The sequence below is a fragment of the Nonomuraea rhodomycinica genome, assembly GCF_013363995.1.
Lineage (GTDB): Bacteria > Actinomycetota > Actinomycetes > Streptosporangiales > Streptosporangiaceae > Nonomuraea > Nonomuraea rhodomycinica.
In genome coordinates this window covers 180,855-195,426 of the sequence record NZ_JABWGO010000008.1, presented here as the reverse complement: position 1 = coordinate 195,426, position 14,572 = coordinate 180,855, and the positions used below count along the sequence as shown (strand labels likewise).

Genomic DNA, 14,572 nt, shown 5'->3' with positions numbered 1-14,572 from the left:
CACCCCCCATGAAGCGATCAGCCGCCGCGCTCGTCCTGCTCCTCGCCTCGATCCTCGCCCCCCTCGGCACGGGCGTGCTCCCCGCGCACGCCCTGTCGGCGGCCCAGGTCGTCGACATGTTCGGCCGGGTCGTCAACGACCACGGCGTCAAGCTGGTGGACTGGCAGGGCTACCTGGCCAACCCGTACGTCGAGCTGACCGTCAAGCCCCCGCAGGACGCCCGATTCCCGGTCACGATCGACCTCAAGGCCGAGGGCACCTCCCGGCTGATGATGGACCTGCCCAGCCAGCTCACCGCCACCGGCGCCACCAAGACGCTGACCTTCGCGAGCGCGGGGGAGCAGAAGACGTTCAAGCTGGCCATCCACTCCAAGCGCGGGCCCGGCGCCGACGAGCTGCACACCCTGCGGCTGTCGGTCCGGGACGCCGCCGGGGCCACGTTCCAGCAGACCATGCCGATCATGGTCCAGCAGGACGAGAAGACCGCGCTGGAGCCGTCGATCCCGATCACCTTCGACTACCGCCACGACACGATCACCGGCTACTTCTCCGACCCGGCCTTCCGGACGGCGGCGGAGGAGGCGGTCAAGGACTGGTTCCGGTTCTTCGACATGCAGCCGTTCGACACCGTGGCGGCCGGCGCCGAGAACAACCACCTGCCGGGCGACGACTGGCAGAACACCGTCAACGTCACCAACGCCACCGCCTACAACGGCATGTACGTGTTCTTCCGCGGCATCCAGAGCCCGTACTCGACCGGTTACCCGGCGGCCAACGGCACATACAGCACCCAAGGCGGCCGGCAGGTCGCCGGCCCGCTCCACCGCTCCACCGCGATGATCTTCGAGTACGACGAGGCGGGGAAGCGGCTGTTCACCTCCCTGGCCGACGAGGACTGGTACAAGACCGACATCGCGGGCTCGGTGCTCGACGTCCACGGCCTGGTCATGCACGAGTACGGCCACGCCGTCGCCTTCCACAGCGACTGGGCCGGCATGCGGTCCTATGTCCAGAACGGCGGGAACGACCCGGACGTCGTCGAGTACCAGGGCTACCCGGTGCCGCTCGACAGCAGCTACCACATCCCCGGCGACCAGAAGTACTGGGACCGGATCAGCGGCCAGAGCGGCGGCTGGACCCACCTGTTCCCGACCCGCCGCTGGATGATGACCAAGCTGTCGCTGCTGGTCGCCGAGAACGCCGGATGGAAGCTCAACCGCAACCTCACCCCGTTCCTCAAGCCGTCGATCGTCACCACGTCCCTGCCGCAGGCCACGCCCGGCCAGGCGTACCGGCAGACGCTGGCCGCCAAGGGCGGCGTCCCGTTCTACGACTGGCAGGTCACCGCGGGCTCGCTGCCGCCGGGTCTGACGCTCGACCGCTTCACCGGCGCGATCAGCGGCACGCCCACGACGGCCGGCACGTACGGCCTCACCGTGCGCCTGCGCGACTACGACAAGCTGAGCACCCCGGTCACCCAGACCTTCCAGCTCACGGTCGGCGGTGGCGGCGGCACCCCGACGAACCTGGCCAGGAGCGCGACCCCGTCGGCCTCCTACACCTCGCCCTGGGAGAGCGTCGCGGCGGTCAACGACGGGATCGACCCGCCGCGCTCCGACGACACCGCCAACCCGCGCTGGGGCACCTGGCCCGACACCGGCCAGCAGTGGGCCGAGCTGACCTGGCCGTCCGCGCAGACGATCAGCTCCGCCGACGTGTACTTCTTCGACGACGCCGACGGGGTGCGCCTGCCGGCCTCCTGGAAGCTCCAGCGGTGGAACGGCTCGGCGTACGTGGACATCCCGGGCACGTACCCGGTCGCGGCGGACGCCTACAACCACGTGACCTTCACCGGCGTGAGCACGACCCGGCTGCGGGTGGTGCTCCAGAGCGGGCAGGGCTCGGTCGGCCTGCTCGAAGTCAAGGCATACCCCTGAGTCAGCCCTGAGAAAGGACTCCATGAGGAAGACCGCCATCGTCGCCGCGGTGGCCGGGCTGCTGGGCACACTGTCCGTGCCCAGCCCCGGCCTCGCGGCCCGGCAGGCCGCTCCCGACCTCGACGTCTTCGACATCTTCTACCGCGACGTCACCACCTACGGCGTGCAGCTCGTGGACTGGCAGGGCTACCTGGCCAACCCGTACATCGAGCTGACCGTGCGGGCGCCCAAGGTCCCCGGCATCGCCTACCCGCTGACCGTGGACCTCAAGGCCGAGGGCACCTCGCGGCTGATGTTCAACATGCCGAGCGAGCTGACCGCGACCGGGGCGACCAAGAGCTTCACCCTCACCGGTCCCGCCGACCGCGAGGTGGTGCGGCTGTCCATCCACTCCAAGCAGGGCGCCGGCCAGGACGAGCTGCACAAGTGGGTCATGAGGACGACCGACGCCACCGGCGCGACGGTCACCCAGACCATGCCCATCCGGGTCCAGCAGGACGAGAAGAAGAAGCTGGAACCCACCATCCCGATCGACTTCGACTACCGCTACGACACCATCACCAAGTACTTCTCCGACCCCGGTGTGCGCAGGGCCGCCGAGACGGCCGTGCGCGACTGGTTCGCCTTCTTCGACCTCAAGCCGTTCGACACCGTCCCGGCCGGTGATGAGGTCACGCGGCTGCCGGGCGACGACTGGCAGAACGAGGTCGAGGCGAGCAACGCCAAGCCGTACAACGGGATGTACGTGTTCTTCCGCGGCATCCAGACGCCGTACTCGACCGGCTTCCCGACGATCAACGGCAAGTTCCACACCCTGGACGGCAAGCCCACGCCGTACCACCGCTCGACCAGCATGATCCTGGAGTACGACGAGCAGCTCATGAAGCTGTTCACCGCCCTGGGCGATGAGGACTGGTACAAGACCGACCTCGGCTCGGTCATCGACGTCCAGGGGCTGGTCATGCACGAGTACGGCCACGCCGTCGCCTTCCACAGCGACTGGGAGGGCATGGCGAAGTACGTGGAGAGCAAGGGCCGCGACGACCAGGACGTCATCGACTACCAGGGCTACCCGGTGCCGCTCGACTCCAGCTACCACGTGCCCGGCGACGACCCGTACTGGGACCGGATCAGCGGCCAGAGCGGCGGCTGGCGGCACGTCTTCCCGACCAGGAGGTGGGAGCTGACCAAGCTGTCGCTGCTGATCGCCGAGAACGCCGGCTGGAAGCTCAACCGGAAGCTCACGCCGTTCCTCAAGCCGTCCATCGAGACGGGCTCGCTCGGCCGGGCGAGCGCCGGCGAGCCGTACCGGCAGCGGCTGGCGGCCAAGGGCGGCGTGCCGTTCTACGACTGGCAGGTGACGGCCGGCGAACTGCCCGAGGGGGTCACGCTCGACCGGTTCACCGGCGTGCTCGCCGGCACCCCGGCCAAGGCGGGCGCGTACACCTTCACCGTCCAGCTCAGGGACTACGACAAGCTCAGCGCCCCGGTAACGAAGGAGTACAAGCTCACCGTCGGCTAGCAGGCTGACATTCGCCCTGACCAGATTACATTTCATGACATGTCGGGTCTTGTAATGGCAGGACCCTTGCAAAGCGGACACGATCTCTTCACCCTCGACGCGTAGGCGTAAAGATCAGCTCTACCCCGGCGGGGGCCCGCCCCCGCCGGGCGTGAAGGAGAGCGTGTGCCGAACACCCCCCGCCGGCGAGCGATCCTGACCGGGATCATCGCCGTTCTCACCCTCGTCCTGCCGCTGGGCGCCGGCGCGCCCGCGGCGGGCGCGGCCGCCGCGCCAGGCGCCGACAAGATCAGCCCCGCCGTCCGGTCCGACCTCGACGCCGACGGCAAGTCCACCTTCTGGGTACGCCTCAAGGGCGCGGCCGACCTCAGCGCCGCCCGGAGGGCCAGGACCAAGGAGGCCAAGGCCGAGCAGGTCTTCGAGGCCAAGACCGAGCAGGCCGCCACCTCCCAGGCCGGCCTGCGCAAGCTCCTCGACGCCCAGGACGCCGAGTACACCCCGTACTGGATCGTCAACGCCGTCCGCGTCACCGCCGGGCCCAAGCTGGCCGCCGAGATCGCCGCGCTGCCCGAGGTCACCGGCATCGAGCCGGTCCGCACGCTCGCCCTCCCCAAGCCCGACCCGGGCAAGGCCGAGGCGCGCGTCAAGGCCGTCGAGTGGAACATCGACCGCGTCGGCGCCCCGCGCGTGTGGAGCGACCTGGGCGACCGCGGCGAGGGCATCGTCGTCGCGCACATCGACTCCGGCGCCCAGTTCGACCACCCCGAGCTGGCCGCCGCTTACCGGGGACGCAACCCCGACGGCAGCTACACCCACGACTACAACTGGTTCGACCCGGCCCACGTCTGCCCGAGCGCCGCGCCGTGCGACAACAACGGCCACGGCACCCACGTCATGGGCACCATGGTCGGCGCCAACGGCATCGGCGTCGCGCCCGGCGCCCGGTGGATCGCCGCCAAGGGCTGCGAGGTCAACACCTGCACCGACGCCTCCCTGCTCGCCGCCGGCCAGTGGATCCTCGCCCCCACCGACCTGGCCGGCCGCAACCCGCGGCCCGACCTCGCGCCCGACATCGTCAACAACTCCTGGGGCGGCGACGGCTTCGACCCCTGGTACAAGGAGACCGTCGACGCGTGGGTGGCGGCCGGCATCTTCCCGGCCTTCGCCAACGGCAACGAGGGCCCGGCCTGCCGTACCAGCGGCTCGCCCGGCCAGTACGTGAACAGTTACAGCGCCGGCGGCTTCGACGTCAACGGCGCCCTCTACGCCCGCTCCAGCAAGGGCGAGGGCGAGAACGGCGAGACCAAGCCGAACATCGCGGCCCCCGCCGTGAACGTGCGCTCCTCCGTGCCCGGCGGCGGCTACGACTCCTACACCGGCACCTCCATGGCCTCGCCGCACGTCGCGGCCACCGTGGCGCTCATCTGGTCGGCCGCGCCCGCCCTCCAGGGCGACGTGGCGGCCACCCGGCCGCTGCTGGACTCCACGGCGATCGACGTCGACGACACCTCCTGCGGCGGCACCGCCGCAGACAACAACGTCTGGGGCGAGGGCCGGCTCGACGCCTACGCCGCCGTCCGGCTCGCGCCCCGCGACGGCGTCGGCGACCTGACCGGCACCGTGACCTCGGGCGGTGCCCCCGTGGCGGGCGCCACCGTGACCGTCACCGGCCCGGTCACCCGCACCGTCGTGACCGGCCAGGACGGCACGTACGCGGTGCCGCGCCTGCTGCCCGGCGACTACCGGATCACCGCCGAGAAGTTCGGCTACGCCAAGGGCAGCGGGGCCGCCGCCGTCGTCGCCGGCCAGAGCGCCACGGCCGACGTCACCATGGCCCAGCAGCCCTCCGCCGTCGTGTCCGGCACCGTCACCGCGGCCGGCACGCCGGAGGCCGGGGCCACGGTCGAGGCGACCGGCACCCCGGTCAGAACGGTCACCGACGCCGCCGGCCGCTACCGGCTCACCCTGCCGCACGGCGACCACACCCTCACGGTCACGCCCTCCAGCCGCTGCTCCCGCGGCGCGTCCGTGGGCATCGGCCTGACCGGCGACACCGTCAAGGACATCGAGCTGGGGCTGCGCGGCGACGGCTTCGGCTACACCTGCCGCACCGGCGCCGAGCCGTACGTCGCGGGCACCGACAAGCTCGCCCTCACCGGCGACGACGAGGCCCAGCAGGTGACGCTGCCCTTCCCGGTCCCGTTCTACGGCACGGGGCAGGCCAAGGCGTGGATCGCCACCAACGGCCTGGCCACCTTCGCCGCCGACAAGGTCACCAGCGGCGGCAACGGCCGGCTGCCCACCACCGGCACGCCCAACAACGCCGTCTACCCGTACTGGGACGACCTGGTCGTGGACGCGAGCGCCGGCGTCTACACCGGCGTCACCGGCACGGCGCCGCACCGCCGGTTCGTGATCGAGTGGCGCAACGTCCGCTACTACAACGACGCCGCGCAGCGCATCTCCTTCGCCGCGCTGCTCGGCGAGGACGGCACCGTCAGCTACCGGTACAAGGACGTCGACAGCCAGCGCGACCAGGGCACCAGCGCCACCATCGGCATCGAGAACGCGACCGGCGCCGACGGCCTGCTCTACTCCTACGAGGAGCCGGCCCTCACCGACGGCCAGAGCCTCACCTTCACCGCCAGCCGGCACGGCCTGGTCATCGGCGTCGTCACCGACGCCAACGACGGCGACCCGCTGCCCGGCGCCACGGTGCGGATCGGCGACGTGGCCACCCTCACCACCGGCCCCGACGGCGCCTTCTCCGGCCAGGTGCTCGCCGGCGACTACCAGGTCGAGGTGGCCAAGGAGAACTACGGCACCTTCACCAAGCCCGTCACCATCGCCCCCGCCACGATCACCCGGATCGACACGGCCCTGGTCACCGGCCGGGTCAGCTCCTCCGTCGGCGAGCTCACCCTGGTGATGCCCGCCGACGCCGCCCGGACGCGCACCTTCGAGCTGACCAACCTCGGCTCACCCACCGCCTACACCGTCACCGCCGACCCGGCGCAGAGCTGGCTCGCCGTCACCCCCACGGCCGGCGACCTGGCCAAGGACCAGCGGGTCACGCTCAAGGTCACGGCCTCCAGCGCCGGCGTCCAGCCCGGCACGCTCCGCTCCGGCAAGCTGGTGATCAAGTCGGCCAGCGGGCGGCAGCCGGTCATCGAGGTCAAGGTGACGGTCGTCGTGCCGAAGTACCAGGTCGCGGTGGACGTGGGCGCGAGCAAGGGCCTGGTCGACGCCGCCGGCGACTCCTGGACGGCCGACCGCAAGTACGCCCAGGGCGGCCACGGCTACGTCGCCACCGCCAACCGCACCGCCTCCACCTCGAAGACCATCAAGGGCACCGACGACCAGGCGCTGTTCCGCACCGCGCGCGAGGGCGTGCTGGAGTACCGCTTCGACGGCGTGCCCGCCGGCACCTACACCGTCGAGCTGGGCTTCGCCGACATCAGGTCGACGGGCATCGGCAAGCGGGTCTTCGACGTGCTGGCCGAGGGGCAGCTCGCCATCCCGGCCCTGGACCTCGCGCTGGAGGCGGGCACGTACACGGCCGTGACCAGGCAGTACACGGTGAAGGTCACCGACGGCCAGCTCAACGTCCGCTTCGCCACCCGCGAGGGCAGCACGATCGTCAACGCCGTCCGCGTCTCCGAGCGGCCGGACAAGGCGACCCCCTGAGACCAGGCGGTTCCTGACGCGCCGGGCGCGACTCGCCCCGCCGATGCGGGGCGAGTCCTGACCCGGAGCGGATCCTTCCTTGACCCGGTGCCGGGTATCCCTGGGGGAAGGCGCTACGCGCAGGACAGGACCCAGGGGAGGGCCCGGTGACGACGCAGAAACCGGCCACCGGCGAGCCGATGACCTCACCGCTCGCCCCCGCCAAGCGGCGCCGCGCCGGCGCGGTGCTCGCCAACTGGCTGTCCACGACCGACCACAAGGTCATCGGCTATCTCTACCTCATGACGTCCTTCGGCTTCTTCCTCGTGGCCGGCGTGATGGCGATGATCATCAGGGCCGAGCTGTTCGAGCCGGGGCTCCAGGTCGTCACGGCCCAGCAGTACAACCAGCTCTTCACCAACCACGGCGTGATCATGCTGCTGCTGTTCGCCACGCCGCTGTTCGCCGGGTTCGCCAACGTCATCATGCCGCTGCAGATCGGCGCGCCGGACGTGGCGTTCCCGCGGCTGAACGCGGTGGCGTACTGGCTGTTCCTGTTCGGCGGGCTGATCACGCTCTGGAGCTTCGTGGCGCCCCTCGGGGCGGCGGACTTCGGCTGGTTCGCCTACACGCCGCTGTCGTCGATCACCTTCTCGCCCAGCATCGGCGGCGACTTCTGGATCATGGGGCTGGTGATGTCCGGCCTCGGCACGATCCTCGGCTCGGTCAACTTCATCACCACGATCATCTGCATGCGGGCGCCCGGCATGACGATGTTCCGCATGCCGATCTTCACCTGGAACACGCTGCTGACCAGCATGCTCGTGCTCATGGCGTTCCCGGTGTTGGCCGCCGCGCTGCTGGCGCTGGAGATCGACCGGAAGTTCGGCACGCACGTCTACGACGCGGCCAACGGCGGGCCGATCCTGTGGCAGCACCTGTTCTGGTTCTTCGGCCATCCCGAGGTCTACATCATCGCGCTGCCGTTCTTCGGGATCATCACCGAGGTCATCCCGGTCTTCTCCCGCAAGCCGCTGTTCGGCTACGTCGGCCTGGTGGGGGCGACGATCGCGATCGCCGGCCTGTCGATGACCGTGTGGGCGCACCACATGTTCCCGACCGGTCAGGTGCTGCTGCCGTTCTTCTCGTTCATGACGTTCCTCATCGCGGTGCCGACCGGGGTGAAGTTCTTCAACTGGATCGGCACGATGTGGCGCGGCCATCTGAGTTTCGCCGCGCCGATGATGTTCGCCATCGGCTTCCTCGTGACGTTCCTGCTCGGCGGGCTGACCGGGGTCATCCTGGCCTCGCCGCCGCTGGACTTCCACATCAGCGACACCTACTTCGTGGTGGCCCACTTCCACTACGTGGTGTTCGGCACCGTGGTCTTCGCGATGTTCGCCGGCTTCTACTTCTGGTGGCCCAAGATGACCGGCCGCATGCTGGACAACCGGCTCGGCCTGGTCCACTTCTGGATGCTGTTCATCGGCTTCCACACCACGTTCCTCATCCAGCACTGGCTGGGGGTCGCCGGGTTCCCGCGCCGCTACGCCGACTACAGCGCCGCCGACGGCTTCACCACGCTGAACCAGATCTCCTCGCTCGGCGCGTTCCTGCTGGGCCTGTCCACGCTCCCGTTCATCTACAACGTCTGGAAGACCGCCCGGCGGGCCCCGCGGATCACGGTGGACGACCCGTGGGGCTTCGGCAACTCGCTCGAATGGGCGACCTCCTGCCCGCCGCCGCGGCACAACTTCACGTTCATGCCGCCCATCCGCTCCGAACGGCCCGCCTTCGATCTGCACTACCCGCGCGAGCCCCTGGACAAGGCCGCCTGACCCGGCGCGGGAGCCGCGCGGAAGCGGATGAAGTGGTTTAAGGGCGGCCTGAGGTGCCATATGCACGGGGTGGGCCGACACGCCGGAAGGGGCACCTCGTGATGATGGACGCAATGCGGCAGAAGCGGACGGGCAGACCGCCGCACGTCGTCGTGGTGGGCGGAGGCTTCGGCGGGCTCAGCGCCGTCCGCGAGCTCGCCCGCGCCGGCGCCAGGGTCACGATCGTCGACCACAACCCCTACACCACCTTCCAGCCGCTGCTGTACCAGGTGGCGACGGCCGCCATGGCCGCCGGCGACGTGACCTACCCGCTGCGCGCCTTCGCCGCGAAGTACCCCACCGTCCGCGTGCACCCCGCCGGCCTCGGCAAGCTGCTCCTCGACCAGAAGCAGGTGCAGCTGACCGACGGCGCCGTCCTCGACTACGACTACCTCGTCATGGGCACCGGGGTCAGCACGAACTGGCTGTCCATCGAGGGCGCCGAGAAGAACGCGCTGCCCCTGTACTCCGTGCGCGACGCCAAGGCGCTGCGCCAGCGGCTCCAGACCTGCCTGGAGGAGACCGCCATGGGCAAGCGGCCCACCACCCACGTGGTGGTCGTCGGCGGCGGCGCGACGGGCGTCGAGATCGCGGGCTCCATGGCCGAGCTGCGCATGCGGACGATCCCGCTGACCTACCCCGAGATCAGGCCCGAGCAGACCAGCATCACCCTGGTCGAGCGGTTCGACTACGTGCTCGCGCCGTACAAGCCGCACCTGCGCGACGCCGCCGCGCGCGACCTGCGCGAGCGCGAGGTGCGGCTGCGCCTCGGCGCCACCGTCGCCTCGGTCGAGCCGGACGCCGTCGTGCTGTCCGACGGCACTCGCCTGCACAGCGACGTCACCGTGTGGGCGCTCGGCGTGACCGCGCCCAAGGAGATCGCCGACTGCGGCCTGCCCCAGGGCAAGGGCGGCCGGGTCGTCGTCACCGAACGGCTGAACCTGAGCGAGCATCCCGAGGTGTTCGTCGTCGGCGACCTCGCGCTGCCGCCCGAGCCGCTGCCGCAGCTCGCCCAGCCCGCCATCCAGATGGGCAGGCACGCCGGCCGGCAGATCGTCGCCGCGGCGACGGGACGTCCCACCGTGCCGTTCCACTACCGCGACCCCGGGATCATGGCGATCGTCGGCCGGTTCGCGGCCGTCGTGCAGCTCCCCAACGGCTTCACCTTCCGGGGCCTGCCCGCCTGGCTGGCCTGGATCTTCCTGCACGTCGCCTACCTGCTCGGCGGGCGCAACCGGACCAGCGTCCTGGTCAACTTCTTCTGGCGTTACTTCGGGCCGCGCAGGAGCCGCGCGTCGGTCGCGGAGTAGCCCACGTCCCGGCCAACGAGGGGGTTCGCGTCATGCGGAAGGCCGACGGTGGAAGCGTGCTGTTCATCGGCAACGCCACCACCCTGATCCGGTACAACGGCTTCACCCTGCTCACCGACCCCAACTTCCTGCACCGCGGGCAGCGCGCCCACCTCGGCTACGGCCTCACCTCGCGCCGCCTCCTCGACCCGGCCATGGAGGTGGAGGACCTGCCGCCGCTGGACGCGGTCGTCCTGTCGCACCTGCACGGCGACCACTGGGACCGCGTGGCCCGCGCCGGCCTCGACCAGGCCACGCCCGTCATCACGACGCCGCACGCCGCCCGGCGGCTCAGGAAGCAGGGCTTCGAGCGGGCCGTCGGCCTGAGGACCTGGCAGGAGCACCAGCTGCGCAACGGCACCGACGCGCTCACGGTGACCGCCGTGCCGGCCCGGCACGCCCCCGGCCCGGCCGAGGCGCTGCTGCCGCCGGTGATGGGCAGCGTGCTGGAGTTCCGCCGCGAGGGCCGCGTCGACCTGCGCCTGCACATCAGCGGCGACACCCTGATGGACCGCCGCCTGCACCAGATCCCCAGACGCTTCCCCGACCTGGACGTGGGCATCGTCCACCTGGGCGGCACCAAGCTGCTCGGCGCGCTCATGGTCACCATGGACGGCCGGCAGGGGGCCGACTGGGTGGACCTGATCAGCCCCCGGCGGGTGCTGCCCGTCCACTACGACGACTACACGGTCTTCAGCTCGGGCCTGGACGACTTCCGCGAGCACATGGAGCGCTCCGGCCACGCCGACCGCGTCGTCCACCTCGACCGCGGCGACACCTACACCCTGCCGGTCCGCCCACCGGCCCCGGCGCGCACCTAGGCGGCGGGCGGGAGACGCAGTTCGGCGAAGACGCCGCGGTGGTCCGTGCCCGGGACGTCCACGATCTCCGTGCGGGCCACCGCCGCCCGCCGGTCCACCAGGACATGGTCGATCGTGATGAACGGCGGCACCGCGCGCCCGTTCGGCCACGTCGGCACCAGCCCCTTGCCGGTCTCCTCGGCCGCGTCCACGTAGCCCCGGGCGAGCAGGTCGCGGAAGGCGCGGTGGTCGAGGCTCGCGTTGAAGTCACCGGCCAGCACGCGCGTCACCCGCGGCGAGGGCGGCGGCAGCGCGTCCAGGGAGGCGTCCCACTCCTCGGCGCGGCGGCCCAGCGGCGGGTTCGGGTGGACGGCGACCACCTGCGCGGTCGTCCCGCCCGGCAGGGTGATCGTCGCCGCGGGCATGTGGTGCCCGATGGCGGTGAACAGCCCGGTCAGCTCGGTCAGCGGGTGCTTGCCGTACAGGCCGCTGCCGGTCGAGCCGAGGTCGGCCTGGAGCACCTGGTACGGCAGGAGCGCGCCCAGCCCGGCGGCGTCGAGCGCGGCCGCCTCCCGGTAGGTGAGCTCCAGCGCGCTGAAGACGTCCGGGTCGTAGGCCCGGACGAGCCGCACCACCGCGCCGGCGTCCGCCCGGCCGAACAGGTTGATCGTCAGGACCCGCAGCACCGGCCCCGAGGCCGCGACGGGAACGGGCGCCGTGGGCGGGACCGCCCGCGGGACCACCGTCGCCGCCAGCGTCGCGCAGGACACGGCCGTGACGAGCGCCGCCCGCCGGTTCCGGAAGAGGAACAGCACCGTCAGCAGCGCCGTCACCACCACCGCGTACGGCGTCAGCGTCATCAGCTGGATGTCGAACGAGCCCTGCTCCGCCCCGGCCAGCCGCTCCAGCGCCCACACGGCGAAGCACCCGGCGACGGTCCACGAGGGCCAGCGCCTCCTGCGGGGGGCCGCCCCGGACCGGTCGCCCGCCTCCTGCCGGCGGCCGGACGTGCTGCTCACCTCGATGCCCGCCTTCACCCATGGTGACATGTCCGGGCAGACCCTAGACGCTCTCCGGCGGCCCCGGCCACCCCCGCCGGAGCCGCCCGCGCCGGACACACGCCGACCTGCGGAAACTCCGGACGTTCGCTGATAAAGCTCTCAGCCAGGACGCGGCCGGGCGCGAAGCCGGGCCGCGCGCCCCACGGGTTAGGGTGCTGGCATGCCTACCGCACTGATCACCGGCGCGACCGCCGGCATCGGCGCCGCCTTCGCCCGGCGGCTGGCCGCCGACGGCTTCGGCCTCGTCCTCGTGGCCCGTGACGAGCAGCGGCTCGGCGAGTGCGCCGACCGGCTCAAGCTCAGGTACGGCGTGAGCGTCGAACTGCTCCCCGCCGACCTCGCCACCGAGGAGGGGCTGGCCCGGGTCGAGTCACGCCTGCGCGAGAACGACGGCCGCCCGATCGACCTGCTGGTCAACAACGCCGGCTTCGGCCACCCCGGGGCGTTCCTGGACGTGCCGGTCGAGGACGAGGTGCGCATGCTCAAGGTCCACTGCGAGGCCGTGCTGCGGCTGACGCTGGCGGTCCTGCCCGGCATGCGGCGGCGCGGCCGGGGCGGCGTGATCAACGTGGCGTCCGTCGCCGCCTTCTTCACCCGCGGCACCTACAGCGCCTCCAAGGCGTGGGTGGTGAACTTCAGCGAGTCCACCGCGCTCGAGCTCCACGAGCCGAAGGTGCGGGTCATGGCGCTGTGCCCCGGCTTCGTGCGCACCGAGTTCCACGAGCGGGCGTCGATGGACATGTCCGGTGTCCCCGGGTTCCTGTGGCTCGACGCCGACGAGGTGGCGCGCGTGGCCATGCGCGATCTCGCACTGGGCAGGCGGGTGTCGGTGCCCGACGCCCGCTACAAGGCGATCGTCGCCGTCGGCAGGTTCGTGCCGCGCGGGCTCGCGGGCGCCGTGTCGGCCCGCCTGGGCCGCCGCTGACCCTCCCGGCCGAAGGGCCGCTGACCCTCCCGGCCCGAGGGCCGCTGACCCTCCCGGCGGAAAGGATGGGCCCCCGCCGCGGGAGGGGGTCGCGGTGGGGGCCCGGTCGGTCACGAGCGCGGCTCGTGGCCGACGCCTCGGGAGGTCACCGGCCGGAGTGCGCCGGCCGGGACCCTTGATTCATGTCGTCACAGGCCGCGGTTCTGCTCGTGGCCGATCGCCAGGCCGCTGGCCGGGTCGAAGAAGTGCAGGTTGTGGGTGTCCACGACCAGCTCGATGTTCTGGCCGGGACGGACGTGGCTGCGGGCGTTGACGCGCGCCGTCCACAGCGACTTGTCGCCCACCAGCGGCAGCGCCGCCTCGTCGTCCTCGCCCTGGTCGGCGGCGGCGACGGTGTCCTTGTGCTCGACCGGCGGGGCGTCGATGAGGAACAGCACGTTGATCTCGGAGCCGAGCTCCTCCGTGACCTCCGCCTTGACGGGCAGCGTGGCCCAGCCGTTGGCGTGGTTGCCGGCCGCGCTCGCGTCCTCGAAGTCGGACGGGCGGATACCGAGGATGATCTTCTTGCCGATGAACTTGTCGAGGCCCGGCTTGTCGGTGAACGTCGAGTCGGGGATCGGCAGCCTGATGTCGGCGAACGCCACGGCCGCGCCGCCGTCGCCGCGCACCAGCTCGGCGGTGACGAAGTTCATCGACGGCGAGCCCATGAAGCCGGCGACGAAGAGGTTGACCGGCTTGTCGAACAGGTTCTGCGGGGTGTCCACCTGCTGGAGCAGGCCGTCGCGCAGAACGCAGACGCGGTCGCCGAGGGTCATGGCCTCGACCTGGTCGTGGGTGACGTACACGGTGGTGACGCCGAGGCGCTCGTGCAGCGTGTTGAGCGAGGCGCGCATGGAGACGCGGAGCTTGGCGTCCAGGTTGGACAGCGGCTCGTCCATGAGGAACGCCTGCGGCTCACGGACGATGGCGCGGCCCATGGCGACACGCTGGCGCTGACCACCGGACAGGGCGGCCGGCTTGCGCTTGAGGTAGGTCTCCAGGCCCAGCATCTTGGCGGCCTCGTTGACCCGCTTCTGGATCTCCGGCTTGGGCATCTTGCGGAGCTTGAGGCCGAAGGCGAGGTTCTCCTCGACCGTCATGTGCGGGTAGAGGGCGTAGTTCTGGAAGACCATCGCGATGTCGCGGTCCTTCGGCGGCAGGTGGTTGACCACCTTGTCGCCGATGGCGATCTCGCCGCCGCTGATGTCCTCCAGACCGGCGATCATCCGCAGCGCGGTCGACTTGCCACAGCCGGAGGGGCCGACCAGGACCATGAACTCGCCGTCCTTGATCTCAAGGTTGAGCCCGTTCACGGCCTTCACGCCACCGGCGTAGACCTTGTCGACATTGGTCAGAACGATGGATGCCATGCCATTCCTTCGCGGTCCAGGGCGGT

9 protein-coding genes are annotated in these 14,572 nt (G+C 71.2%); 7 read left to right on the top strand and 2 right to left on the bottom strand.

Annotated elements, in window-relative coordinates; genetic code table 11:
- Window positions 1-8: 8 nt before the first annotated feature.
- From HT134_RS29055 to HT134_RS29025, 6 genes are all read left to right on the top strand, one after another.
- On the top strand, window positions 9-1,937 hold the full coding sequence (locus HT134_RS29055) for an Ig domain-containing protein (RefSeq protein WP_217708515.1): 1,929 nt from the start codon (window positions 9-11) through the stop codon (window positions 1,935-1,937).
- Between the two features lie 22 nt (window positions 1,938-1,959).
- Complete coding sequence (locus HT134_RS29045) at window positions 1,960-3,459, top strand: Ig domain-containing protein (RefSeq protein WP_175603637.1); 1,500 nt, start codon at window positions 1,960-1,962, stop codon at window positions 3,457-3,459.
- Between the two features lie 165 nt (window positions 3,460-3,624).
- Window positions 3,625-7,146 carry a S8 family serine peptidase gene (locus HT134_RS29040; RefSeq protein ID WP_175603636.1) on the top strand — a complete coding sequence of 1,174 codons (3,522 nt, stop codon included), beginning with the start codon at window positions 3,625-3,627 and terminating at the stop codon, window positions 7,144-7,146.
- A gap of 179 nt (window positions 7,147-7,325) precedes the next feature.
- A complete protein-coding gene (gene ctaD, locus HT134_RS29035; protein WP_175603823.1) occupies window positions 7,326-8,963 on the top strand; it encodes an aa3-type cytochrome oxidase subunit I in 1,638 nt (545 codons plus the stop codon).
- Window positions 8,964-9,064: 101 nt separating this feature from the next.
- Entirely contained in the window at window positions 9,065-10,312 is a 1,248-nt protein-coding gene (locus HT134_RS29030; protein WP_246365806.1) for an NAD(P)/FAD-dependent oxidoreductase, read from the top strand.
- Window positions 10,313-10,344: 32 nt separating this feature from the next.
- Window positions 10,345-11,172 (top strand): MBL fold metallo-hydrolase, encoded by an 828-nt coding sequence (locus HT134_RS29025; RefSeq protein ID WP_175603634.1) that lies wholly within the window; start codon window positions 10,345-10,347, stop codon window positions 11,170-11,172.
- Here HT134_RS29025 and HT134_RS29020 read toward each other — a convergent pair.
- Entirely contained in the window at window positions 11,169-12,200 is a 1,032-nt protein-coding gene (locus tag HT134_RS29020; RefSeq protein WP_175603633.1) for an endonuclease/exonuclease/phosphatase family protein, read from the bottom strand. The genes HT134_RS29025 and HT134_RS29020 overlap by 4 nt on opposite strands.
- Window positions 12,201-12,372: 172 nt before the next feature.
- Between HT134_RS29020 and HT134_RS29015 the strand changes: the two genes are divergently transcribed.
- Window positions 12,373-13,137 carry an SDR family NAD(P)-dependent oxidoreductase gene (locus HT134_RS29015; protein ID WP_175603632.1) on the top strand — a complete coding sequence of 255 codons (765 nt, stop codon included), beginning with the start codon at window positions 12,373-12,375 and terminating at the stop codon, window positions 13,135-13,137.
- 188 nt (window positions 13,138-13,325) lie between these two features.
- Here HT134_RS29015 and HT134_RS29010 read toward each other — a convergent pair whose 3' ends face one another.
- Entirely contained in the window at window positions 13,326-14,546 is a 1,221-nt protein-coding gene (locus tag HT134_RS29010; RefSeq protein ID WP_175603631.1) for an ABC transporter ATP-binding protein, read from the bottom strand.
- Window positions 14,547-14,572 lie beyond the last annotated feature (26 nt).